Below are 22,719 nucleotides of genomic sequence, written 5' to 3'. Positions count from 1 at the left end.
CGATGCGTTCCCGCACGTCATCGGCCTGCTCGACGACGCCGTACGGCTGGTCGCCGGTCTGGACGAGCCCGCGGAGTCCAACTTCGTGTGCGCACCGGCCGCCCGTGTCCTCCGCGTTCAGGGGGAGACGCCCCTAGGCATGTCTCTTGCGGCCCCGCATGGAGACCCAGAGACGGTCGCCGATGGCGACGATGATGACCGCGCCGGCCAGTTGCAGCAGGTGCCGGATCCAGTCGATGCCGTTGGTCTCGTTGACCCCCAGGCCGGTGGCGGCCCAGTTGCCGAGGACGCTGCCCAGCATGCCGAAGATCACCGTCAGCCACAGCGGGATCTGCTGCTTGCCGGGGATAATGGCCTTCGCGATCAGGCCGAGCACCAGGCCCACGATGATGGCCCACAACCACGTCATGTCGACTCCTTCTGCGGCACGGTGCAGATGGACACTCGCCCCGTAAGTGTCGCCCCGCACCGGCTGCGGCGCACGCCGGGAACCCGCCGTACTCACTGGGGGGCGGTACCCCCTGATGGCGATGACAGACCCGCCGGAACGGGGCATGACCCGGTCTCGAAGGCGCCGCGGCCGCGGCGTACCGTGGAAACCGACCGGATACCGGGGAGAATCCGGCACGACTGAGCAGGCGGTGGAACGTGATGCGGAAGCAGAGCAGCGGCCAGGCCTTCCGGATCACCGGGGCACGGCAGGGCCTGTCCGAGGATGTGCGCGGACGGCAGCGGCGGTATGTGATCTCGATGGCGGTGCGGACGGTGGCCGTCGTGCTCACCGTCGTGCTGTGGAACGTCGAACGGCCCATCGCCATCGCGACGCTGGTGCTCGGTCTGGCGCTGCCCTACATCGCGGTGGTGATCGCCAACGCGGGCCGGGAGAACGCCCCTTCGCTCCCGAAGACCTTTGTCGCGGGCCCGACCCGGCCGATGCTGACGCCGGGAGCCGGCGATGCTCCCGCGGAATCCGTTCCGGAGCGGCCGGCGGCGGGCTCCTCCGCCTCACCACACGATCCCAGCTGATCATCGGCCGGTCTGCAAAGCTCAAGAAAAGCTCAGATCAATCATGGAGTTCCGGTGCACCAGGCACCCTCCCCCGTGACATACTGCGTACGCGCTCCGCATCCCCCGTCGGAGCGACGGACCGACGCCGGGCGGCTCCCCCCGTGGCTGCCCGGCGTCGTCATGTCCGCAGGTCCGCGGGGTGCGGTAGCCGGGCCCGGGGCCGTGAGCGCAGGACGTAGGGTTGAGGCCGTGAACTCCCCGAATCCCCAGGACCCCGCCGAGGACACCGTCATCTGTTCCGCGAAGGGCTGCCGCGCCGCCGCCGTGTGGGTGCTGGCCTGGAACAACCCGAAGCTGCACACCCCGGACCGGCGCAAGACCTGGCTGGCCTGCGAGGAGCACCGGGAGCATCTGTCGAAGTTCCTCGGCGTGCGCGGTTTCCTCAAGGACGTCGTGACGCTGGAGGAGTGGGAGGCGTCGGCCGCCGGTCACTGAGGCCGGTCACGGACGTCAGCCACCGGCGCCGGCCGCTGACTCGCATCGCTGACGCCGGTCATTGACTCAGGCCGCGCACGCCGACCCGTCTCAGCCGCCGATCGAGGACATCGGGCGCTCCGGCTGCAGGAACGAGGGGTCGTCCAGGCCGGAGCCCGCCTTCTTGCCCCACATCGCGCGCTGCCATATGCGGGCGATCTCGTCATCCGGGGCACCGGAGCGCAGGGCGGTACGCAGATCCGTCTCCTCGGTGGCGAAGAGGCAGGTACGGATCTGGCCGTCGGCGGTCAGTCGCGTACGGTCGCAGGCCCGGCAGAACGGACGGGTGACGGAGGCGATCACACCGACGCGGTGCGGCCCGCCGTCGACGATCCAGCGTTCGGCGGGCGCGGAGCCCCGCTCGTCCTCGCCCTCGGGGGTGAGCGTGAAGCGGGTGCGCAGCGAGGTGAGGATGTCGCCCGCGGTGATCATGCCGTCTCGCTTCCAGCCGTGCTGGGCGTCCAGCGGCATCTGCTCGATGAAGCGGAGCTCGTAGTCATGGGCGAGGGCCCAGGCCAGCAGGTCGGGGGCCTCGTCGTCGTTGAGCCCCGGCATCAGGACGGTGTTGACCTTGACGGGGGTCAGGCCGGCCGCGCGGGCCGCCTCCAGACCGCGCAGGACGTCGTCGTGCCGCTTGCGGCGGGTCATGGCCTGGAAGACGTCCGGCCGCAGGGTGTCGAGGGAGACGTTGACGCGGTCCAGACCGGCGTCGCGGAGTGCGGCGGCGGTGCGCTGCAGGCCGATGCCGTTGGTGGTCAGCGACATCTGGGGGCGCGGGGCGAGGGCGGCGACCCGCTCGACGATGCCGGGCAGGCCGGGGCGGAGCAGCGGTTCACCGCCGGTGAAGCGGACCTCTTCGATGCCCAGGTCCCGCACGGCGATGCCGATCAGCCGGACGATTTCGTCGTCGGTGAGCAGGTCGGGCTTGGCCAGCCACTGCAGCCCCTCTTCCGGCATGCAGTACGTACACCGCAGATTGCACCGGTCGGTGAGTGAAACGCGCAGGTCGGTGGCCACACGACCGTAGGTGTCGATGAGCACTGGGCCCCCTCCCCAAGAGTGTCGGCTCGGTACCTCTCCTCCGGTGGATCAGTACGTCTTCGAGCCTACGCGATGGGTGTGACAGCGAGGAGGGAGGAGAAGCACGAGGTGGGCGGGGTGGCGTCGTAGGGATCTACGACGCCACCTTGCCCGGGACCCGGAGGGACGGCTCAGCCGGGCCGCCGGCCGGGCCGCCTCAGTGCGCTCCGGTGCCGGTGAGCGAGCGGACCTCCAGTTCGGCGTACTTCTTCACGTCCGGTTCCTCCTTGGACAGCAGGGACCCGAGCCAGCCGAGCAGGAAGCCCAGCGGGATGGAGATCAGACCCGGGTTCTCCAGGGGGAAGACGGCGAAGTCGACGCCGGGGAACATCGAGGTCTCCTTGCCGGAGACGACCGGGGAGAAGAGGACCAGGAGGACGGAGGAGACCAGGCCTCCGTAGATGGACCACAGGGCGCCCCGGGTGGTGAAGCGCTTCCAGAACAGGCTGTACAGGAGGGTCGGAAGGTTGGCGGAGGCGGCGACCGCGAAGGCGAGCGCCACCAGGCCGGCGACGTTCAGGCCGCGGGCGAAGACCCCCAGGACGATGGCGACACCGCCGATGCCGACGGTCGCCCAGCGGGCCGCGCCGACCTCTTCCTTCTCGGTGGCCTTGCCCTTGCGCAGGACGTTGACGTAGAGGTCGTGCGCGAAGGACGAGGACGAGGCGAGGGTGAGGCCGGCGACCACCGCGAGGATGGTCGCGAAGGCGACCGCGGAGATGACGGCGAGCAGGATCGCGCCCCCGGTGGAGCCCGCGCCGCCGCCGATCTCCTGGGCGAGCAGCGGGGCCGCGGTGTTGCCCGCCTTGTTGGACGCGGTGATCGTCCCGGGCTTGATCAGGGCCGCGGCGCCGAAGCCCAGCGCGATGGTCATCAGGTAGAAGACGCCGATGATGCCGATCGCCCAGTTCACGGACTTCCGGGCGGCCTTGGCGGTGGGGACGGTGTAGAAGCGGATGAGGATGTGCGGCAGGCCCGCGGTGCCCAGGACGAGGGCGAGGCCCAGCGAGATGAAGTCGATCTTCGAGGTGGCGGTGGCGCCGTACTTGAGGCCGGGCTCCAGGAAGGCGGCTCCCTTGCCGCTGTTCTCGGCGGCCGCGCCCAGCAGGTCGGAGAGGTTGAAGTGGAATTTGAGCGCCACCAGGAAGGTGATCAGCAGGGTGCCGGCGATCAGCAGGACCGCCTTGACCATCTGGACCCAGGTGGTGCCCTTCATCCCGCCGATGGTGACGTAGAGGATCATCACCACGCCGACGAGGACGACGACCAGGATCTTGCCCGCCTCGCTGGTGATGCCCAGGAGCAGGGTGACCAGGGCGCCCGCCCCCGCCATCTGGGCGAGCAGGTAGAAGATCGAGACGATGATGGTGGAGGTGCCGGCGGCGGTGCGGACCGGGCGCTGGCGCATCCGGTAGGCGAGCACGTCGCCCATGGTGAAGCGGCCGGAGTTGCGCAGCGGTTCGGCGACCAGGAGGAGCGCGACGAGCCAGGCGACGAGGAAGCCGATGGAGTAGAGGAAGCCGTCGTAGCCGAAGAGGGCGATGGCGCCGGCGATGCCCAGGAAGGACGCGGCGGACATGTAGTCGCCGGAGATGGCCAGGCCGTTCTGGAAGCCGCTGAACTGCCGCCCGCCGGCGTAGAAGTCCTCCGCGCCCTTCGTCTGCCGGCCCGCCCAGACGGTGAGGCCGAGGGTCGCGGCGACGAAGACCGCGAAGAGGGTGACGATCAGGGCGCGGTGCTCGCCCGCGCCGCCGGCCGCGAGGTCGAGCGCGAGGGGACGGTGCAGCGGGCTCATGCGTCACCTTCCAGACGGGACTTGATGGCCTCGGCCTTGGGGTCGAGCTGGGTGGCGGCGTGCCGGGAGTACCACCAGGCGATCAGGAAGGTCGTGACGAACTGGGCGACGCCGAGGACGAAGGCCACATTGATATGGCCGAGGACCTTGGTGCCCATGAAGCCGCCGGCGTAGCTCGACAGCAGCACGTAACCGAGGTACCAGAGGATGAAGGCGACGGTCAGCGGGAAGGCGAACGAGCGGTGTGCGCGGCGGAGTTCGGCGAATTCCGCACTCGACTGCACCTGGATGTAGTCGGGCGGCTCATGCGTCCCCGGGTCGAGGGTCGGTGCGGCGCTCACGGAATCTCCTGACGCGAAGGGGCGGCCCCCGGGCCGGCCCGGCGGACCGGCCCGGGAGGAGCCCGGCCGACGGTAAAGCTCACGTAAGTGATCTGGATCACGCATCGTAGAGGCGCATCAGACGATACGACAGGGGTTCGTTGGTTGAATCCCAGAAGAAACCGGGGGAATGCCCGCGCCGGGCCGCCACCGCGCGCGGGGCGCTTCGTTGAGCCCGGTGTGAATCCGCCGCCACAGCAGGCCCCGCAGCCCCCCGTTCCCCGCCGGCGCCCCTACGGCAGCATCCGGCTGCCGGCGCCGCTCCCCCTCGCCCCCTCGGAACCACGGCCGGGGACGGCCGTCGTCGCGCGCCGCTGGTACGGACCGCGGATCGCGCTGCCCCCGCTGAGCATCACCACCCTGCGACGCGACGGCTGACCGGGCCGGAAGGCGTCCAAGGCGGCCGACATCGGCTGACGCGCTATCAATTTCACACTGCTGGCGGGTTTTCTCCCCGTTTTTTCTCCGAAGTCCATTGCTGCACACGAGTGGTGGCCGATAACTTCACTTCTCATTGCAACCGCCCGTGCGCAACCCGCGCACGGGCGGTCTCACGGATGATGTGGAGTATCCATGGCACATCCCCGATCCAGACGCATGCGGGCGCTGGCCGTACCGCTCGGACTGGCTCTGACCGCGTCCCTCGGTTTCCTCCCGAACACGGCCACCGCCGCGTCCCAGGACTCCGCCCCGGCCGCAGCGGCCCCGGCCGACGGCCCGCTGCTGTCGTACGTCGTGAACACCACGCCCGGCCATACCGTGGTCGGCAAGGTGGAGAAGGCGATAGCCAAGGCCGGCGGGAAGGTGGTCATCGCCCATGAACGGATAGGCGTGATCGTCGTCCACTCGGCCAACCCCCAGTTCGCCACCACCCTGCGCACGGTGCCCGGTGTGCAGTCGGCGGGCGCGACCCGCACCGCGCCGCTGAAGGCGCAGGGCACCACCGACATCGGCAAGCCGCAGAAGATCGACCTGCCGAAGTCCCAGCTGGCGGCGGCCGGCAAGGCGGCGAAGGCGAACGGCGAGGAACCGCTCGAACCGCTGCAGTGGGACCTGCCCGCCATCAAGGCCGACCAGGCCGCGCAGGTGAACCCGGGCAGCAGGGACGTCACCGTCGGCGTCATCGACACCGGTGTGGACGACACCCACCCCGACCTGAAGGCCAACTTCTCCGCGAAGCAGTCCGCCAACTGCGTGGGCGGCGTGGCCGACACGTCCAAGGGCGCCTGGCGTCCCTGGAACCCGGACGAGGACTACCACGGAACCCATGTCGCGGGCACGATCGCCGCGGCCCGCAACGGTGTCGGCGTGGCGGGTGTCGCGCCGGGCGTGAAGATCTCCGCCCTCAAGGTCAGCGAGCCGGAGACGAGCCTCTTCTACGCCGAGAGCGTGGTGTGCGCCTTCGTCTTCGCGGCGGACCACGGCGTCGAGGTCACCAACAACAGCTACTACGTCGACCCGTGGATGTTCAACTGCAAGGACGACGCGGACCAGGCCGCCATCATCGACGCGGTCGGCCGTGCGGCGAGCTACGCCCAGCGCAAGGGCGTGCTCAACATCGCCGCGGCGGGCAACTCCGGCCTCAACCTGGCGGCTCCCCAGCTGCCCGACGCCTCCAGCCCGAACGACTCCACCCCGGTCGAGCGCACCATCAACCCGAAGACCTGCTGGGACGTTCCCACCCAGCTGCCGGGCACGGTGACGGTCGCGGCAGCGGGCGTCAACAAGCTCAAGTCGTACTACTCGAACTACGGCCTCGGCCAGATCGATGTGTCCGCACCGGGCGGCGACTCGCGGCAGGTGCCCGAACTGCCCGCCAAGAACGGCAACATCCTCTCCACCATGCCGGGCGGTGACTGGGCCTACCTGGCCGGCACGTCCATGGCGACCCCGCACGTCGCGGGCGTCGCGGCGCTGCTCAAGAGCACCCACCCGAAGTCCAGCCCGCAGGAGGTCCAGTGGCTCCTCAAGGAGCAGGCGGACAACCCCGGCTGCGCCACGGGTGACGCGACCTGCACCGGCACCAAGCATGTCAACAGCCACTTCGGCTACGGCATCGTCGATGCGCTGGACGCGGTGAAGAAGTAACTCCCGGACGTTTCCGGGACGTTGCGGGGGAGGGCCGGGTGGTGTGCCACCCGGCCCTTTGCCGTGCGGGTGGTGCGGGCGGCCCGGGGCGGGCCGGTCAGCCCGGGTCGCGGCCGGGGAGGACCGGGTCACGGCCCAGGAGGACCGGGTCACGGCCCGGGAAAGCCGGGTCGCGGCCGAGGAAGGCCGCCAGCCGGTCCGTGGCGTGCGCGCCGGGCGGGGCGGGGCGCTCGGGGGCGAACGAGCCGCCCTCGGTGCGCGGCGCGGCCCCGTAGATCCGGCGGGCCGCCGCCAGGGTCTCCTCGGCGACCGCGGGTGCCAGCCCGGTCGGCGCCCCCGTTGCCCGCGCCAAGTCCCACCCGTGAGCGAGGAGTTCGACCACCACCTGCTGGACGAGCATCGCGCCGGGTGCCTCGTAGGGACCGTAGGTGCGCCGGAGCATCCCGCTGTGGGTGAAGGCGGCGAGGGCGGCACGCGCCGAGCCCTCGAAGGCGGCGCGGTGATCGTCGCCGAGGTGGTCGGCGGTGTGGTCGGTGCGCGGGGCGTCCTCGGCGATCGAGGCGGCCATCAGGTTCTCCCACACCATGTGGTCGAGCAACTGCCGTACGCGCCACCCCGCGCACGGTGTCGGCAGGTCCAGGTCCTCGGGCCGTACGGCGGCGACCAGCGCGGACACGTCCCGGATCACCTGCTCGTAGGCGTGCATCACCCGGTCCGGGCCGGTGCCGTCGAAGGCGGACCGGTCCAGCTCGTACGGCTGGAGGTGGGCGCGCAGCGCGGCCGCGGTCCAGGTGCCGGCGAGGTCCCAGCGGGGCGGGGCGGGCCGGCCGGTGACGGTGCACAGCAGCTGCCAGTAGCGCTCGACGGCCGGCTCGGCGGCGGTCTCCAGTTGCTCCAGCAGCCGGCCGCGGGCCTGCGGACCGTCCCCGTCGGGCAGGTCGGGGGTGCCGGCCTGGGTGGGGAGCCAGGCGGCGATCAGCTCGGCGAGGAAGGGCTCCGCGGCCGGGGAGTCGGGGGCGATGCCGGCCGTGACGGCCTCCTCTCCGCGCAGCCGCATCAGCTCCGCGACGCGCATTGCGGCTTGCTGCTGCGCGGCTTGCTGCTGCGCCCAGGTCGCGCAGGCTGCGCACGATCTCCAGGCGGGCCGGGGCGTCCGCGCCGTACAGCCGGTAGCCCGCGGGGGTGCGGGCGGCGGGCGGCAGCAGGTCCTGGTCCGACCAACTCCTGATGGTCTTGACCGGAACGCCGGTCAGGCGCGCCAGCGCGCCGATGGTGAGCAGGCCCGTGCCGTCCTCGTACATGCCGTCCACTGTCGGGTCTCCCACGGGGGGAGACTCAAGCGGCGGTGCCGCCGGCCACCTCGGCCCGCGCCGCACCGGCCCCCGGTGCGGGCCGGGCAGCGGTGCCGGCCGCCCGCAGCACCCCGCCGGCCAGCGCGTACTGGGCCGCGAGGTAGGTGAACATGATGCAGAACTGCGGGGCGGGCAGCTGCGGCCAGTGGGCGATGCCGCTGGCGATCAGGGTGTCGGAGAGGAGGAAGAGCAGTCCGCCGGCGGCGGCCGGCAGGCCCGCCCGGAGCGCGCCGAACGCCATCGCGGTGAGCAGCAGGCTGTAGCCGGCGACCGGGATCCGCAGGTCGGCCGGGAGGTCCGGCCACAGGAGCACCACCGTGCCAACGAGCAGCACGGCGTACGCAGCGCCGGCGCCGGCCGTCCGCCCCCGCCGTCCGGCCTCCGGCGCCGCCCCGTGCCGGGCGAACAGCAGCAGGTAGCAGACGTGTCCGGCGGCGAACGAGCCCATCCCCACCAGGAAGGCGACGTCCCCGCCGATCTGGAGGAAGGTGTCCCCGCCGCAGCCGCACAGCAGCGCACCGGCGAGCAGCGGGGGACCGCCGCGCGCCAGCACGTAGGCGGCGAGCACCGGCATCAGCGCGGGCTTGGTGAGCTGCCCGACGGCCGGGACGCCGCCGAGCAGCGCGCCCAGGTGCACGAGGGCCAGTGCGGCGAAGACCCACAGCAGGGGCCGGACGGCCCGCGGCCACCGTGCCCTCATGCGGCCGGCTCTCCGACGGAGGGGCGCGCCTCGGCCTCCGGCCGGCCGGCCGTCGGGGCCTGCCCCGCGGCGGCCTGCCCGGCCGGCTGCCAGCCCGGTCCGCGGAACACCCGCCCGGCGCGCTCGCGCCAGCTGTCCGCGGCCCGTAGGTCGCGCGCGATGGCGGCGTACTCATGGGTGGCCACCCGCAGCGGGTTGAAGGTCTTGATGTTTTTGGTGAGTCCGAAGACCGGCCGCTCGGTTTCGGCCACGAACGAGCCGAACATCCGGTCCCAGATGATCAGGATCCCGCCGAAGTTACGGTCCAGGTAGCCGCCCTGCGAAGCGTGGTGGACCCGGTGGTGGGAGGGGGTGTTGAGCACGAACTCGAAGGGCCGGGGCAGTTTGTCGATCCGCTCGGTGTGCACCCAGAACTGGTAGACGAGGTTGGCGCCGGAGGTGAAGGCGATCACGGCCGGATGGACGCCGAGCGCGATCATCGGCACGTAGAAGGGCCAGACGGTCCAGGTCGTCCAGGGCTGGCGCAGGGCGGTGGTGAGGTTGAACTTCTCGCTGGAGTGGTGCACCACGTGGCAGGCCCACAGGACGCGGATGACGTGGTGGCCACGGTGCGACCAGTAGTAGAAGAAGTCCTGAGCGAGCTGCATCAGGGGCAGCGTCCACCACAGTACGGGGATCCGCAGCGGGGTGAGCTCGTAGACGGCGGCGTAGACCGCCACGATGGGGATCTTCCACAGCGCGTCGAAAACCAGGCTGCCCAGGCCCATGCCGACGCTGGTGGCGGCGTCCTTGGCCTCGTAGCCGGCCGCCTCCTCGTCGGGATGGAGGCGGTAGCTCACCATCTCGATCACGGCGAGCAGGACGAAGGCCGGTATGGACCACAACAGGACATCGGGCAGGTGCGGCATGTCCCGCACCATAAAGGCGTGGACGGCGGTGCCGCTAGGGGTTGTTACTGAGAAGTATGTAAGACGTGCCGTCAGCTGCGCCGCGACGACGGCCCGGCGGCAGGTCCCCACGACGTCCGGAATCGAGGTCCCATGACCCGCACACCCACGATCGTCCTGCTCGGCGGCGGCTTCTCCGACGACCCCGACACCCTGCTGGACGACTTCGTCCTGGAGAGGGCCGGCCGGGCCCGGCCGAAGGTCTGCTTCCTGCCGACCGCGAGCGGTGACGCACCGGCGTATACCGAGAAGTTCCACGCGGCGTTCGCCGGGCGCGGGTGCGAGCCGAGCCATCTGGAGCTGTTCCGGCGCACCGTGACCGATCTGCGGTCCTTCGTCCTCGCCCAGGACATCGTCTACGTCGGCGGCGGCAACACCGCCAACATGCTTGCCGTCTGGCGGGTGCACGGCCTGGACGCGGTCCTGCGCGAGGCGTACGCGGCAGGGGTGGTGCTGTGCGGCATCAGCGCCGGAGCGTGCTGCTGGTTCGAGAGCGCGTTCTCCGACTCCTTCGGCCCGCCCGTGCCGCTGGCCGACGGGCTGGGACTGCTGCCGGGCAGCCTGTGCCCGCACTACGACAGCGAACCGGAGCGCAGGCCCGGCTATCTCGCGGCCGTCAACGACCGTGTGCTGCCCGGGGGTTGGGCGGTCGACGACGGCGCCGCCGGGGTGTTCACCGACGGCCGTCTCATGGAGGTCGTCACCCGCAGACCGGGCGCCACGCTCCGCCGGGTGAGCGTCGACGGGGACGGCTCGGTGGCGGAGGAGGCGCAGCCGGCGCGGCAACTGGGGACGTAAGGGGCGCCTCCCCCGCGGCTTCGGCGACCGGCTTCCGGCCCGCCGTCAACTTCGCTGCCGGTCACGGAAAGAGGGGCGTCGTCGGCCTCCCCGCTGTCCGCCGTGGTGCCGGCCACCGAACCGGCGCGGGGCGTGCGACTGCCCCCGCGCGCCCCACGCCGGTTCGGTGGCTGTCAGTGGTGGCCCGTATCCTCAGTGACCATGCTCGAAGACCGTATGGCAGCAGCCGACCCGATCGCGCCGAAGATCGGGCAGCAGCCGGGCCCGCAGACGCCGCCGGCTCCCTGGCCGTCCGCATACCCCCAGGGGTACGCGGTGGTCGACGTCGAGACCACGGGCCTGGCCAGAGACGACCGGATCATCTCCGCCGCGGTGTACCAACTCGACGCACAGGGCGAGGTCCAGGACCACTGGTACACCCTCGTCAACCCGCAGCGGGACCCGGGGCCGGTCTGGATCCACGGTCTGACCAGCGCCGTGCTGGCCGATGCCCCGCTCTTCCCGGAGATCGTCCCGGAGCTGTCCCGGCGCCTGGCGGACCGGGTACTGGTCGCGCACAACGCGATGTTCGACTGGTCGATGATCGCCCGTGAGTACGCGCGCGCCGCGGCGACGGCACCGGTCCGGCAGCGGCTGTGCACCATCGCCCTGGCCAAGGAGCTGCGGCTCCCACTGCCCAATCACAAGCTGGAATCCCTCGCCGCGCATTACGGCGTGGTGCAGGAGCGCGCCCACCATGCGCTGGACGACGCCCGGGTGCTGGCCGAGTCGTTCCGTCCCGGTTTGCGGCGGGCCGCACAGGAGAATCTGCGGCTGCCGCTGATGAGCTGCCAGCCGCTGACGGAGTGGTCGGACACCCCCGCGCCCCGGCAGCACGCCTCGGCACCGTCCTACCGCCCCACGTCCTGGCGGCCCTCCCGTAAGCGCCCGGCGTGCCCGTACCCCAACCCGGGGCGCTACGAGGCGGGTGGCCGGCTCGTCCAGGGGATGCGGGTCGCCTTCTCCGGCGACACCTCCGTGGACCGCGAGCTGCTGGAGGACCGGGCCATCGAGGCCGGGCTCCATGTCGCCACGAGCCTGTCCCGGCTGACCAGCCTGCTGGTGACCAACGACCCCGACGCCCGGACCTCCAAGACGGCCAAGGCCGCCTCGTACGGCACGGTCGTGATCGATGAGGCGGCCTTCATGCAGCTGCTGCAGGATGTCGAGCCGGCGTCAGCGGCGCCTGCGTCCGGGTGAAGCCCCTCCAACACACCCGTCGGCACCTCGCCCCGCGGGGGCGCCGCCCGCACCCTGTGGCGCATGGCACGTTGTGAGGTCTGCGGAAACGAATACGGCATGACATTCGAGGTGCACGCGCAGGGCGCGGTGCACGTCTTCGACTGTTTCGCCTGCGCCATCCACCGCATGGCGCCGATCTGTGAGCACTGCCGGTGCCAGATCATCGGCCAGGGCGTGGAAGCCGACGGACAGTGGTACTGCGGTGCGCACTGCGCCCGGTCGGACGGGAGGGTGGGCATCGTCGACCGGGTCTGAGCCGGCGGGCCCGCCCGGTCCGGACCGGGTGGCCGCCCGTCCGGCCCCTCCCCCGGCCGCTACCGGGGACCCCCGGCTCGGGTGCGGTGGAGGCCCGGGTACCGTCGAAGCCGTGTACCGCTTCCTGTTGTCCCGGCAGTGGGTGATCCTCACCCTCGTGGGTCTCGTGCTGATCCCCGTCATGATCAAGCTGGGCTTCTGGCAGCTCCACCGCCATGAACACAAGGTGGCGCAGAACCAGCTGATCGCGAGCAGCCTGGCCGCCAGGCCGGTGCCGGTCACCGAGCTGACCGCACCCGGCCGGAACCTGCCCCACCACGACATGTGGCACACGGTCACCGCCACCGGCACCTTCGACACGGCGCACGAGGTCGTGGTCCGTCAGCGCACCGCCGCCGACGAGCAGAGCATCGGCTACTACGTCCTGACCCCACTGGTCCTCGGCGACGGCCGGGCCGTGCTGGTCAACCGCGGCTGGATCTCGGCGGGCAACGACCTCACCAAGTTCCCGGACGTCCCGGCCGCCCCTCAGGGCAAGGTCACCGTGACCGGCCGGATGATGGCCGACGAGACCACCGCGGTCAGCGGTATCAAGGACACCAAGGGCCTGCCCGCCCGCCAGATCATGCTGATCAACAGCAAGGAGCAGGCGAAGCGGGTCGGCCGGCCGCTGCTCGGCGGCTATATCGAGCAGACCGGGCCGAAGCCGCCCGGCGGCAAGCCGGAGCTGGTCCCCGAGCCGGACCACGACTCCATCGGGCCGCACATGGCGTATGCGGTCCAGTGGTGGCTGTTCGCGGCGGCGGTGCCGGTCGGCTGGGTGATCCTGGTCCGCCGGGAACACCGCGACCGGGTGGAGGCCGCCGCCAAGGAGAAGGAAGCAGCCGCGGCCGGACCGGACCCGGAGACTGAGGCTGCCGATACTCCCGAGGCTGCGGAGGCCGACGACACGGCGTCGGTGCCGGCCACGTCGTAGCCCGTACAGCCGCTACAGCGCGTGGCGCCCGCGCCGTGCGGGAAAAACCGCTGAGTGCCCCCACATATCGAGGACTATGCGCTCATCGGCGATCTGCAGACCGCCGCCCTCGTCGGCCGCGACGGCTCCATCGACTGGCTGTGCCTGCCCCGCTTCGACTCCGGGGCCTGCTTCGCCGCGCTCCTGGGCCACAAGGACAACGGCCACTGGCGGCTGTCCCCCCGCTCCCCCGAGGCCCGCGCGGTGCGCTCCTACCGCGGTGACTCGCTGATCCTCGACACGGTGTGGGAGACCCCCACGGGCAGCGTCCGGGTCATCGACTTCATGCCGCAGCGCGACCGCCAGCCCGATGTCGTACGGATCGTCGAGGGCCTGAGCGGCAGCGTCGAGATGCGGGGGGTGCTGCGGCTGCGGTTCGACTACGGCCGGGCGGTGCCCTGGGTGCGGGCCACCGAGGGCTGCCGGGTCGCGGTCGCCGGGCCGGACTCGGTATGGCTGCGCACCCCGGACCGGAGCACCACCTACGGCAAGGACTTCAGCACCCGCTCGGACTTCACCGTCGCCGCGGGCGAACGCGCCGCGTTCGTGCTGACCTGGCACCCCTCCCACGAACCCCGGCCGGTCCAGATCGACCCGTTCGAGGCGCTTCAGGACACCCTGGACGACTGGCACACCTGGGCCGGGCGCTGCCGCTACCACGGGCCCTACCGCGAGGCCGTGATGCGCTCGCTGATCACCCTCAAGGCGCTCACCTACGCGCCCACCGGCGGCATCGTCGCCGCCCCCACCACCTCGCTGCCCGAGGAGCTGGGCGGGGTACGCAACTGGGACTACCGCTACTGCTGGCTGCGCGACGCCAGCCTCACCCTGAACTCGCTGCTCTCCGCCGGATACCTGGAGGAGGCCGGTGCCTGGCGGGACTGGCTGCTGCGGGCGGTGGCCGGTGCCCCCGACGACCTGCAGATCATGTACGGGCTGGCGGGTGAGCGGCGGCTGCCGGAGGCCGAGCTGCCGTGGCTGTCCGGATACGCCGGCTCCGTGCCCGTACGCATCGGCAACGCCGCCGTCGAACAGCGTCAGCTCGACGTCTACGGCGAAGTGCTCGACTCCTTCCACATCGCGCGCACGGCCGGGCTGCCCTCGGAGCCGCACGCCTGGAGCATCCAGCGCGCGCTGGTCGACTATCTGGAGTCCACCTGGCGCGACCCCGACGAGGGGCTGTGGGAGATCCGCGGGCCGCGCCGGCACTTCGTGCACTCCAAGGTCATGGCCTGGGTGGCGGCCGACCGGGTGGTGTGGGCGCTGGAGGCCAATCCGAAGCTGGGCGGGGACGTCGACCGCTGGCGGGCGATGCGCGACGAGGTGCACCGGGAGGTGTGCGAGCGGGGCTATGACGCCGAACGCGGCACCTTCACCCAGTTCTACGGGTCGGCGGAACTGGACGCGGCAACCCTGCTGATCCCCCGGGTCGGCTTTCTGCCCGGGAACGACCCGCGGGTCGCCGGCACCATCGACACGGTGCGCCGGGAGCTGAGCCATGAGGGTCTGATCCGCCGCTACAGCACCGAGGGCGGCTCGGTCGACGGGCTGCCCGGCGACGAGGGCACCTTCCTGGCCTGCTCGTTCTGGCTCGTCGACGCACTGCGGATGAGCGGACGGCGGCACGAGGCCCGGGAGATGTTCGAGCGGCTGCTGGACCTGCGCAACGATGTGGGGCTGCTCTCCGAGGAGTACGACCCGGCGGCCGGCCGCCAGCTGGGCAACTATCCGCAGGCGTTCAGCCATATCGGGCTGGTGGGGACCGCCTTCGGGCTGCAGGACGGGGCCGGGGCAGACTAGGGCCATGGATCTTGGACTCACCGACCGGACGTACCTCGTCACCGGGGCGACCCGCGGCCTCGGTTTCGCCACCGCCCGCGAACTGGTCGCCGACGGCGCCAATGTCGTGCTCACCGGACGCACCGAGGAGAGCGCGGCAGCGGCCGCGGCCACGCTCGGCGAACGGGCCCTGGGGGTGGCGGCCGACAACGCCGACCCCCAGGGCCCGGGCCGCCTGGTGGCCGCGGCCCGGGAGCGCTTCGGCCGCTTGGACGGCGTGCTGATCAGCGTGGGCGGCCCGCCGCCCGGCGGCGCCCTCGACAACACCGACGAGCAGTGGCAGCAGGCCTTCGAGTCGGTCTTCCTGGGCGCGGTACGGCTGGCCCGCACGGCCGCCGCCGAGCTGGCGGAGGGCGGTGTGATCGGCTTCGTGCTGTCCGGCTCGGTACATGAGCCGATCCCGGGGCTGACCGTCTCCAACGGGCTCCGCCCCGGCCTCGCCGGCTTCGCCAAGTCGCTCTCGGTCGAGCTCGGCCCGCGCGGCATCCGGGTCCTCGGCGTCCTGCCCGGCCGGATCGCCACCGACCGGATGACCCAGCTCGACGCGCTCTCCGGCGACCCGGAGGGCACCCGCGCCCGTAATTCCGCGGCGATCCCGCTGGGCCGCTACGGCACACCGGAGGAGTTCGGCCGGGCCGCGGCATTCCTGCTCTCCCCGGCCGCGTCGTACGTCACCGGGGTGATGGTGCCGGTGGACGGCGGGGCCCGGCACGGCTTCTGACGGGGAGTCCCCCCCCCCGGCCCTCACCGATCGTCTTGGCCCTGGGGGTGTCTCCCCCTAACTGACCCGCTCGGGCCGGTGCTTGACCGCGCGCAGCCGGACATCCCCCGCCAGCCGGTCGAGCCCGGCCGAGCGGCGGGCGTGGGTCACCGCCTCGTCCGCCAGGCGGCGGACCACGGTGCCCGGGTCGGCGTGCGGGGCGAGGGACAGCAGGGCCCGGATGCGCGGTTCGCTCCGGCGGCCGGTCAGCAGCACCCCGGCCCGGTCGACGCCTTCCAGCGACTCGGTTTCGGCCGCGAGGACGCCCTCCAGCGCCCGGGCACGCAGGGTGGCGCCCTCGCCGTCGCCGCTGTCGACGAGGATGTCGTGCAGCCGGTGCCGCCGCAGCTGGGACAGCAGCCACCACAGCATCAGCAGCACGAAGACCGCCAGGGCGGCGATCACGGCGGGCCAGAACCAGCCCTGGCCACTCCAGCGGGTGCGCTGGTGCGCGGAGAGCAGGACGTCGCCGGGGCTTGACCAGGGCCAGTGGGCGGGCAGCCGCAGCCGCCATCTCGCGGGCAGGTCCAGGCCGCCGAACAGCACCAGGCCACCGGTGCCCAGCAGCACCACACCGGTCACGCCGAGCAGTACCCGGTTGATCGTTCTGCCGACCCTGCGCATCGCTGCCTCATCCCTTCTTCGGGCGCCGGACGTGCACGGTCAGGCCGAGCCGGTGCGCCAGCCCCAGCTGCCGCAGGCCCTCGCCCAGCGCGACGTCGAGGTCGGCGCGGACCTCGTCCAGCTCACGGAAGTGCGAGACGGCGCGCGCCTTCGCCTTGCGGCGGCCGACCTTCATCCGTACGGACTGGACGCCGGCCACCTCCATGGCGCGGTCGCGCAGCACCAGCGCGGCCGCCGCCCGGTCCAGTCCGGCCCGCAGGTCCTGCGCCGTCGGCCGCATCGGCAGCACCTGGCGCAGTCCGGGGGTGAGCGCCAGCACGATCAGCCAGATGCCGAGCACCACCGCGAGCGCGGCGGCGGCCAGCACCCAGGTGTTGTCGAGGTGACGGGTGGCCAGTTCGCGGGCGAGCCACCGGCGCCAGGCCATCGCGGGGTGGTGGGCGCGCACCGCGACCACGTCGTAGAGCAGCAGTCCGGCGGCGGCCAGCAGCACCAGCGCGACCACCGCGGCCGGGACCCGGCGGGCCGACCAGAAGCGCCCGGTGCGGTCACCGCCGTCGTCCGCCGCAGCCGGGTCCGCGGCGGAATCGCTCCGGCCGTCCGTGGCGTCGGGCGTCTTGTCGAGGGTGGGCATCCGCCGGGTGTCCGGCTGCTCCGCGTCGTCGCTCATCGCACCCTCCCTCGGCCCGTACGCTCCTCCAGCGGGGAATGCAGCCGCTCGACCTCCACGGCGACCTCGGGCACGTCCATGCTCGCCAACGCCTTGACCCGCTCGGTGACGTGACGGCGTACCACCCGGCACTGGGCGCCGATGTCGGAGGGGTAGCCCAGCTCCACGGCGATCCGCACCCGCGCCTCGCCGAAGTGCCTGCGGTCCTCACGCCGGTGCACGGTCACCGTCGCATGCGCCTGCGTGCGGGCCTGCGGGGACTGCCGGCGCAGCGCCTCCCGGGCCGCCTGTGCGGCGATCTTCGCCACCACCCGGTCCGCGATGCTGGTCGCGCCCCGCTCGCCGGCCGCCACGCCGGCGGCAGCGGCGGCCGGGGACACCGTCGCCACCCGGCTTCACCGCCGCCGTTCGTCGCGGTCGCCGCGGCGCGGACGGAAGAAATCGCCAGCTTCCAGATCCCCGTCCAGGAGTCTGCCGGCCACAAACCCGATGGCGCCCAGCGCCGCCACCAGGACAAAGGCGCCGAAGCCGCCGAAGTATCCGGCGAAGCCCAGCGCCATACCGGCCAAGAGGCCGACCACGGCCATGCTCATCGTTGCGCTCCTTCGCTACCCCTCCGGACCGATGCGGCTACTGGAGCCGCGGCTCCGCTCCCTCTTCTTCGTCTTCCTCGTCGGGCAGCTTCACGTCGCTGACCGCGATATTGACCTCGACGACCTCCAGGCCCGTCATCCGTTCCACCGCGGAGATGACGTTCTCCCGTACGGAGCGCGCCACATCGGCGATGGAGACGCCGTAGTCGACCACGATCTCCAGGTCCAGCGCGGTCTGCACCTCGCCGACCTCGGCCTTGACCCCGCGGGTCGCGGTCGCGGACCTGCCGCCGCCGGGCACCCGGTCGCGTACCGCGCCGAGCGTACGGGCGAGGCCGCTGCCCATGGCATGCACGCCGAGGACGTCCCGGGCCGCCAGACCGGCGATCTTCTCGACCACCCCGTCGGCGATGGTGGTCCGCCCACGGGTCGCGGGGTCGCCGCCACCCCGCTTGGCAGGAGTCCGGGGCCCCTCCGCATGCTGCTGGCTCTCGCTCATCGCCGTCGTTCCTTTCCGCGAGGAGAAGCGGTCCGCTTCCGCGGGGAGAAGCGGTCCGTCCGCTCCGTTGCCCACAGTAGGTCCACCTCCCCCGGGCCGCTCCGGGGACGTGGCAGCGGAGTGCTCCGCACGGCGACGCCCGGCACGCCGCCCTGCCGTACGGGCCGTGGGCGCGGGTCTGCGGCAGGCTGGTGGAGTGGTGCGGGAGGTGTCCGGAACAGGTCCGGACACCGCCGGGAAAGGGGTGACGCGGTGGCCGCGAACCAGTGGGCGCAGGCGGTGCGGGTACAGCTCGGGATCGGCCGGGTGCTGCCGCTCGGCGGGCCCGCGGACGGAGCATGGATCACCGAACAGGCGGCCGCCGGGGCGCTGCGAGCGGCCGCCGGGACGCCGGCCGGGGTGCACCTCGGCTCGCTGCGGCTGTCCGTCGCCGACCCCGACCGGGCCCCCCGGCCCGCGGTGCCGGCGCCGCCGAGCGCGCTGCCGCCCGGCCCGCTGCGGATCGAGGCGGATTTCGCCACGGTCGCCGGCCGGCCGCTGCCCACCGTCGCCGACCAGGTGCGCACCGCGCTGCTGGAAGCCGCGGTCCGGGAGCTGGGGCTGGTGGTGGGTGTGGTGGATCTGCAGGTCAGCGAGCTGCTGGACGAGGGCGAGGCACCGTCGCCGCCCGCCGGCCGTGTCCAGGAACCGCCTGCCCCGCCCGCACCCGATGAGCGCAGCGGTGCGAAACAGGAGGACCCGGAGGGGATCGCCGCCGTCGCGCGGGGCGTACCGGGGGTGGCCCGGCTGGCACCGGTGCTCGGCGGGGCGTCCCGTGCGGTGCGCTACGCCGAGGGCCATGTGCTGATCCAGCTGGCGACCGCGCCCGGCTACCGGGCCCTGGACGTCTCCAGTGCCGTACGGGGGGCGGTGGCCGCCGCACCGGCGGCGCCGTCAACGGTTGCCGTGCTGGTCACCGCCGTCGAACGGAGCTGACGGACGCCCCGGCCGGAAGGGACGCCCGTCGCTGAAGGAGTGCAGCGGCGGGTCACTCCCCCACGCCGGCGAGGTCGCGCAGCCGGCGTGCCTGGGCGGCCCGTTCGGCGGTGCGCTGCTCCTCGTACGTACGGCCCGCGGCGCCGGCCAGCAAGGCCTTGGTCTCGATGACGGCGTCCCGCGGCGGGGCGGTGAGCGCGGCGGCCAGGTCGGTCACGGTGGCATCGAGTTCGTCCGCGGGCACCACGAGGTTGGCGAGGCCGATCCGCTCGGCCTCCTCGGCATGCACGAAGCGGCCCGTGGCGCAGATCTCCAGCGCACGGGCGTAGCCCAGCAGTCCGACCAGGGGGTGGGTACCGGTCAGGTCCGGTACGAGGCCCAGGCTGGTCTCGCGCATGGCGAACTGGACGTCGGGCGTGACCACCCGCAGATCGCAGGCCAGGGCGAGCTGGAAGCCCGCGCCGATGGCATGACCCTGCACGGCGGCGATGGACACCAGGTCGTTGCGCCGCCACCAGGTGAACGCTTCCTGGTACTCGGCGATCGTGGCGTCCAGCTCGCTGTCCGTGCCGCGGGCCAGATCGATGAACGACGGCTCGCCGTCGAAGCCTTCGGGCGTGAACGCCTGACGGTCGAGGCCCGCGGAGAAGGACTGGCCCTCACCACGGAGCACCGCGATCCGCACGTTTCCCGGCAGCAGGGAACCCGCCTCGGCGAGCGCCCGCCACATGGCCGGCGACTGCGCATTGCGCTTCGCTGCGTTGGCGAGGGTCACCGTGGCGATCGCACCGTCAACGGTGAGTCGCACACCGTCCTTGTCGAGCAGAGTCATCAGCGCCTCCGAGTCAGCCGTCCGCACCTGCGTGCGTAAGTGACTGAACGGTAACCTCCCGGCCGACTGCTTGGTCGACCGGGGGGACACCGCTGCACCCGGAGTCGCAGCCGTCAGGCCGATGCGGCCTTCTTGCCCCTTGTGGCTCCGCCTCGACCGCGCAGGACCACACCGGATTCGCTGAGCATCCGGTGCACGAATCCATAGGAGCGGCCGGTTTCCTCGGCCAGCGCCCGGATGCTCGCACCGGAGTCGTACTTTTTCTTCAGGTCTGCCGCGAGCTTCTCGCGCGCGGCGCCGGTTACCCGGCTGCCCTTCTTCAGAGTCTCGGCCACCCGTGCCTCCTCGTGGGAAGTGCGCTCTGGACTCTCATGATCACCCCTCCCCGGCTTCCTGGCCACCCATTCCGCAGGGTCAGTACGACATCCTTTGCCGTCCAGCGGGCGCTCTCACGGGCCGGAATGCCATATTCCGCCTCTGCGGAAGGCCGCCCGTCCCCGGCTTCGCGCGAGAAGGGGCAGGTCAGGCGGTATGCCGACGAAATGGGGACGGCCGGGCCCCAAGGACCCGGCCGGATGCCGCAGACTCGCCGGTGTACGAGCCGTTCTCACTCAGATGATGGATCACACATCGGCCGAATGATCCATACGGCATGATCCATACGCCGTGATCAGGCCAGCGCGACCAGGTCCGCGTAGTCCTGGCCCCACAGGTCCTCGACGCCGTCGGGCAGCAGGATGATGCGCTCGGGCTCCAGCGCGTCCACCGCTCCCTCGTCGTGCGACACCAGGACCACCGCGCCCGTGAAGGTGTGCAGCGCGCCGAGGATCTCCTCGCGGCTGGCCGGGTCGAGGTTGTTGGTGGGCTCGTCGAGCAGCAGCACATTGGCCGAGGAGACGACCAGCGTCGCCAGGGCGAGCCGGGTCTTCTCGCCGCCGGAGAGCACCCCGGCGGGCTTGTCGACGTCGTCCCCGGAGAAGAGGAAGGAACCCAGCGTCTTGCGGATGGCGACCAGGTCCATGTCCGGGGCGGCCGAGCGCATGTTCTCCAGGACCGTGCGGTCCGGGTCCAGGGTCTCGTGCTCCTGGGCGTAGTAGCCGAGCTTGAGGCCGTGCCCGGGGCGGACCTCACCGGTGTCCGGCGTCTCGACGCCGGCCAGCAGCCGCAGCAGGGTGGTCTTGCCGGCACCGTTCAGGCCGAGGATGACGACCCGGGAGCCCTTGTCGATGGCCAGGTTGACATCGGTGAAGATCTCCAGGGAGCCGTAGGACTTCGACAGGCCCTCGGCGGTGAGCGGGGTCTTGCCGCACGGCGCCGGGTCCGGGAAGCGCAGCTTGGCGACCTTGTCGGCGGCGCGCACCTGCTCCAGCCCGGCGAGCAGCTTGTCGGCGCGCTTGGCCATGTTCTGGGCGGCGACGGTCTTGGTGGCCTTGGCCCGCATCTTGTCGGCCTGGGTGTTGAGCGCCGCGGCCTTCTTCTCGGCGTTCGCGCGCTCGCGCTTGCGGCGCTTCTCGTCGGCCTCGCGCTGCTGCTGGTAGAGCTTCCAGCCCATGTTGTAGATGTCGATCTGCGAGCGGTTGGCGTCGAGGTAGAACACCTTGTTGACCACGGTCTCGACCAGGTCGACATCGTGGGAGATCACGATGAAGCCGCCGCGGTAGGTCTTGAGGTAGTCCCGCAGCCAGACGATGGAGTCGGCGTCGAGGTGGTTGGTGGGCTCGTCGAGCAGCAGGGTGTCGGAGTCCGAGAACAGGATCCGGGCCAGCTCGACGCGGCGGCGCTGACCACCGGAGAGGGTGTGCAGCGGCTGGCCGAGGATGCGGTCGGGCAGACCGAGGCTGGCGGCGATGGTCGCGGCCTCCGCCTCGGCGGCGTACCCGCCCTTGGTCAGGAACTCGGTCTCCAGGCGCTCGTACTTCCGCATCGCCTTTTCGCGGGTGGCGCCCTTGCCGTTGGCCATCCGGTCCTCGTTCTCGCGCATCTTGCGCAGCACGCTGTCGAGGTCACGGGCGGACAGGATGCGGTCGCGGGCCAGCACGTCCAGGTCGCCGGTGCGCGGGTCCTGCGGCAGATAGCCGACGTCGCCGGCGCGGGTGACCGAACCGGAGGCGGGGATGCCCTCGCCCGCCAGCACCTTGGTGAGGGTCGTCTTGCCGGCGCCGTTACGGCCCACCAGGCCGATGCGGTCGCCCTTGGCGATACGGAAGGAAGCGGACTCGATGAGGATGCGGGCGCCGGCGCGCAGCTCGAGGCCGGAGGCGGTAATCACGGAAAAACTCCAGGGCAGGAAGACGGCGGATTGGACGGACGGTCCGAGAGCGGGCTGCGCCGTCTAATGAACCCGGGGGAGAACTGCCATGGGAGGCAGTCTAACGGCCCCATGCAAATGGTTTACCTCCCCACGTTTCTGGCTGGCCCGACGTGGGGGTTCCCGCCGTTCCGCTGCGCTTTGCCTGCCCCGTCTTTGGCTTTCCCGCCGTTGCGCCTGGCGGCGGGCGGGTCCGCTGCGCGGGGCGGGTCCGCTGCGCTTTGCCTGCGCCGTTTTTGGCTTTCCCGCCGTTTCGCCTGGCGGCGGGCGGGGCCGCTGCGCGGGGCTGTCGGGGTGCGGTGACGGGCCTGCGCGGGTGGGGTGCCGGACTGCTTCGCTTTACGTCCGGCACCCCACCCGCTCCGGCCCGTCCCCTCCCGTTGGGG

25 protein-coding genes and 2 pseudogenes are annotated in these 22,719 nt (G+C 72.0%); 12 read left to right on the top strand and 15 right to left on the bottom strand.

The genetic code is table 11. The annotated features are described in order from the left end of the window. Window positions 1-91 (top strand): annotated as a pseudogene (locus tag ABZ851_RS35670) (cobaltochelatase subunit CobN); the annotation flags it as partial. Window positions 92-133: 42 nt separating this feature from the next. On the opposite strand, the gene ABZ851_RS35665 reads toward ABZ851_RS35670, so the two are convergent. After that, a complete protein-coding gene (locus tag ABZ851_RS35665; protein WP_336054631.1) occupies window positions 134-409 on the bottom strand; it encodes a GlsB/YeaQ/YmgE family stress response membrane protein in 276 nt (91 codons plus the stop codon). 242 nt (window positions 410-651) lie between these two features. Here ABZ851_RS35665 and ABZ851_RS35660 point away from each other — a divergent pair, with 242 nt between their 5' ends. Together ABZ851_RS35660 and ABZ851_RS35655 are read left to right on the top strand one after the other, a co-directional pair. Beyond that, the gene (locus tag ABZ851_RS35660; RefSeq protein ID WP_336054630.1) at window positions 652-1,026 is read left to right on the top strand and encodes a DUF3099 domain-containing protein; all 375 of its coding nucleotides are present in this window, start codon (window positions 652-654) and stop codon (window positions 1,024-1,026) included. A 231-nt stretch (window positions 1,027-1,257) separates the two neighbouring features. Further along, a complete protein-coding gene (locus ABZ851_RS35655; RefSeq protein ID WP_361136620.1) occupies window positions 1,258-1,503 on the top strand; it encodes a hypothetical protein in 246 nt (81 codons plus the stop codon). Window positions 1,504-1,593: 90 nt separating this feature from the next. Here the strand turns inward: ABZ851_RS35655 and moaA are convergent, their stop codons facing one another. From moaA to ABZ851_RS35640, 3 genes are all read right to left on the bottom strand, one after another. Beyond that, entirely contained in the window at window positions 1,594-2,583 is a 990-nt protein-coding gene (gene moaA, locus ABZ851_RS35650; protein ID WP_088797057.1) for a GTP 3',8-cyclase MoaA, read from the bottom strand. Window positions 2,584-2,779: 196 nt separating this feature from the next. Continuing rightward, the gene (locus ABZ851_RS35645; protein ID WP_361136617.1) at window positions 2,780-4,417 is read right to left on the bottom strand and encodes a cation acetate symporter; all 1,638 of its coding nucleotides are present in this window, start codon (window positions 4,415-4,417) and stop codon (window positions 2,780-2,782) included. Then, window positions 4,414-4,758, bottom strand: coding sequence for a DUF485 domain-containing protein (locus tag ABZ851_RS35640; RefSeq protein WP_336054627.1), 345 nt, complete (start codon window positions 4,756-4,758; stop codon window positions 4,414-4,416). The genes ABZ851_RS35645 and ABZ851_RS35640 overlap by 4 nt, the downstream gene beginning before the upstream one ends. A 219-nt stretch (window positions 4,759-4,977) precedes the next feature. Here ABZ851_RS35640 and ABZ851_RS35635 point away from each other — a divergent pair, with 219 nt between their 5' ends. Together ABZ851_RS35635 and ABZ851_RS35630 are read left to right on the top strand one after the other, a co-directional pair. Further along, a complete protein-coding gene (locus tag ABZ851_RS35635; protein ID WP_361136615.1) occupies window positions 4,978-5,175 on the top strand; it encodes a hypothetical protein in 198 nt (65 codons plus the stop codon). Between the two features lie 195 nt (window positions 5,176-5,370). Continuing rightward, complete coding sequence (locus ABZ851_RS35630) at window positions 5,371-6,885, top strand: S8 family serine peptidase (protein WP_361136613.1); 1,515 nt, start codon at window positions 5,371-5,373, stop codon at window positions 6,883-6,885. Window positions 6,886-7,054: 169 nt separating this feature from the next. Here the strand turns inward: ABZ851_RS35630 and ABZ851_RS35625 are convergent. The 3 genes and pseudogenes from ABZ851_RS35625 to ABZ851_RS35615 form a co-directional block, all read right to left on the bottom strand. After that, window positions 7,055-8,186: pseudogene (locus tag ABZ851_RS35625) on the bottom strand (TIGR03086 family metal-binding protein); the annotation flags it as partial. A 34-nt stretch (window positions 8,187-8,220) separates the two neighbouring features. Then, window positions 8,221-8,937: a lysoplasmalogenase gene (locus ABZ851_RS35620; RefSeq protein WP_361136611.1), complete on the bottom strand. Its 717-nt coding sequence runs from the start codon at window positions 8,935-8,937 to the stop codon at window positions 8,221-8,223. Next, the gene (locus ABZ851_RS35615; RefSeq protein ID WP_361136609.1) at window positions 8,934-9,845 is read right to left on the bottom strand and encodes a sterol desaturase family protein; all 912 of its coding nucleotides are present in this window, start codon (window positions 9,843-9,845) and stop codon (window positions 8,934-8,936) included. The genes ABZ851_RS35620 and ABZ851_RS35615 overlap by 4 nt, the downstream gene beginning before the upstream one ends. Window positions 9,846-9,977: 132 nt before the next feature. Between ABZ851_RS35615 and ABZ851_RS35610 the strand changes: the two genes are divergently transcribed. The 6 genes from ABZ851_RS35610 (at window position 9,978) to ABZ851_RS35585 (ending at window position 15,793) form a co-directional block, all read left to right on the top strand. Then, complete coding sequence (locus ABZ851_RS35610; protein WP_361136607.1) at window positions 9,978-10,682, top strand: peptidase E; 705 nt, start codon at window positions 9,978-9,980, stop codon at window positions 10,680-10,682. Between the two features lie 201 nt (window positions 10,683-10,883). Then, entirely contained in the window at window positions 10,884-11,921 is a 1,038-nt protein-coding gene (locus ABZ851_RS35605; protein WP_361136605.1) for a DEDDh family exonuclease, read from the top strand. 63 nt (window positions 11,922-11,984) lie between these two features. Then, entirely contained in the window at window positions 11,985-12,218 is a 234-nt protein-coding gene (locus tag ABZ851_RS35600; protein ID WP_030087516.1) for a hypothetical protein, read from the top strand. Between the two features lie 112 nt (window positions 12,219-12,330). Continuing rightward, window positions 12,331-13,194, top strand: a complete 864-nt coding sequence (locus ABZ851_RS35595) for an SURF1 family protein (protein WP_361136603.1) — start codon at window positions 12,331-12,333, stop codon at window positions 13,192-13,194. Between the two features lie 54 nt (window positions 13,195-13,248). Further along, window positions 13,249-15,033 (top strand): glycoside hydrolase family 15 protein, encoded by a 1,785-nt coding sequence (locus ABZ851_RS35590; protein WP_361136601.1) that lies wholly within the window; start codon window positions 13,249-13,251, stop codon window positions 15,031-15,033. Between the two features lie 4 nt (window positions 15,034-15,037). Then, entirely contained in the window at window positions 15,038-15,793 is a 756-nt protein-coding gene (locus ABZ851_RS35585; protein WP_361136599.1) for an SDR family oxidoreductase, read from the top strand. 57 nt (window positions 15,794-15,850) lie between these two features. Here the strand turns inward: ABZ851_RS35585 and amaP are convergent, their stop codons facing one another. Genes amaP through ABZ851_RS35560 form a run of 5 tightly spaced genes read right to left on the bottom strand, consistent with a single transcriptional unit; the run spans window position 15,851 to window position 18,218 of the window. Then, a complete protein-coding gene (gene amaP, locus ABZ851_RS35580) occupies window positions 15,851-16,456 on the bottom strand; it encodes an alkaline shock response membrane anchor protein AmaP (RefSeq protein ID WP_361136597.1) in 606 nt (201 codons plus the stop codon). Between the two features lie 7 nt (window positions 16,457-16,463). Next, window positions 16,464-17,126: a DUF6286 domain-containing protein gene (locus ABZ851_RS35575; protein ID WP_361136595.1), complete on the bottom strand. Its 663-nt coding sequence runs from the start codon at window positions 17,124-17,126 to the stop codon at window positions 16,464-16,466. Then, on the bottom strand, window positions 17,123-17,515 hold the full coding sequence (locus tag ABZ851_RS35570) for a hypothetical protein (RefSeq protein ID WP_361136593.1): 393 nt from the start codon (window positions 17,513-17,515) through the stop codon (window positions 17,123-17,125). Before ABZ851_RS35570 ends, ABZ851_RS35575 begins: the two co-directional genes overlap by 4 nt. A gap of 6 nt (window positions 17,516-17,521) precedes the next feature. Then, the gene (locus ABZ851_RS35565; protein ID WP_088797070.1) at window positions 17,522-17,719 is read right to left on the bottom strand and encodes a hypothetical protein; all 198 of its coding nucleotides are present in this window, start codon (window positions 17,717-17,719) and stop codon (window positions 17,522-17,524) included. Between the two features lie 37 nt (window positions 17,720-17,756). Next, on the bottom strand, window positions 17,757-18,218 hold the full coding sequence (locus ABZ851_RS35560; protein ID WP_361136591.1) for an Asp23/Gls24 family envelope stress response protein: 462 nt from the start codon (window positions 18,216-18,218) through the stop codon (window positions 17,757-17,759). A gap of 252 nt (window positions 18,219-18,470) precedes the next feature. On the opposite strand from ABZ851_RS35560, the gene ABZ851_RS35555 reads away from it, so the two are divergent. Then, window positions 18,471-19,193, top strand: a complete 723-nt coding sequence (locus tag ABZ851_RS35555) for a hypothetical protein (RefSeq protein ID WP_361136589.1) — start codon at window positions 18,471-18,473, stop codon at window positions 19,191-19,193. 52 nt (window positions 19,194-19,245) lie between these two features. Here ABZ851_RS35555 and ABZ851_RS35550 read toward each other — a convergent pair whose 3' ends face one another. The 3 genes from ABZ851_RS35550 to ABZ851_RS35540 form a co-directional block, all read right to left on the bottom strand. Next, window positions 19,246-20,025, bottom strand: a complete 780-nt coding sequence (locus tag ABZ851_RS35550) for an enoyl-CoA hydratase/isomerase family protein (protein WP_361136587.1) — start codon at window positions 20,023-20,025, stop codon at window positions 19,246-19,248. 113 nt (window positions 20,026-20,138) lie between these two features. Next, window positions 20,139-20,360, bottom strand: a complete 222-nt coding sequence (locus tag ABZ851_RS35545; RefSeq protein WP_006606369.1) for a helix-turn-helix domain-containing protein — start codon at window positions 20,358-20,360, stop codon at window positions 20,139-20,141. Between the two features lie 335 nt (window positions 20,361-20,695). Beyond that, window positions 20,696-22,294, bottom strand: a complete 1,599-nt coding sequence (locus ABZ851_RS35540; RefSeq protein WP_088797072.1) for an ABC-F family ATP-binding cassette domain-containing protein — start codon at window positions 22,292-22,294, stop codon at window positions 20,696-20,698. Between the last annotated feature and the right edge of the window lie 425 nt (window positions 22,295-22,719).

The organism is Streptomyces sp. NPDC047049 (assembly GCF_040643995.1).
Taxonomy (GTDB): Bacteria; Actinomycetota; Actinomycetes; order Streptomycetales; family Streptomycetaceae; genus Streptomyces; species Streptomyces mooreae.
Note: the sequence above shows the minus strand (reverse complement) of the source record. Positions and strands in the feature narration are given on the sequence as shown.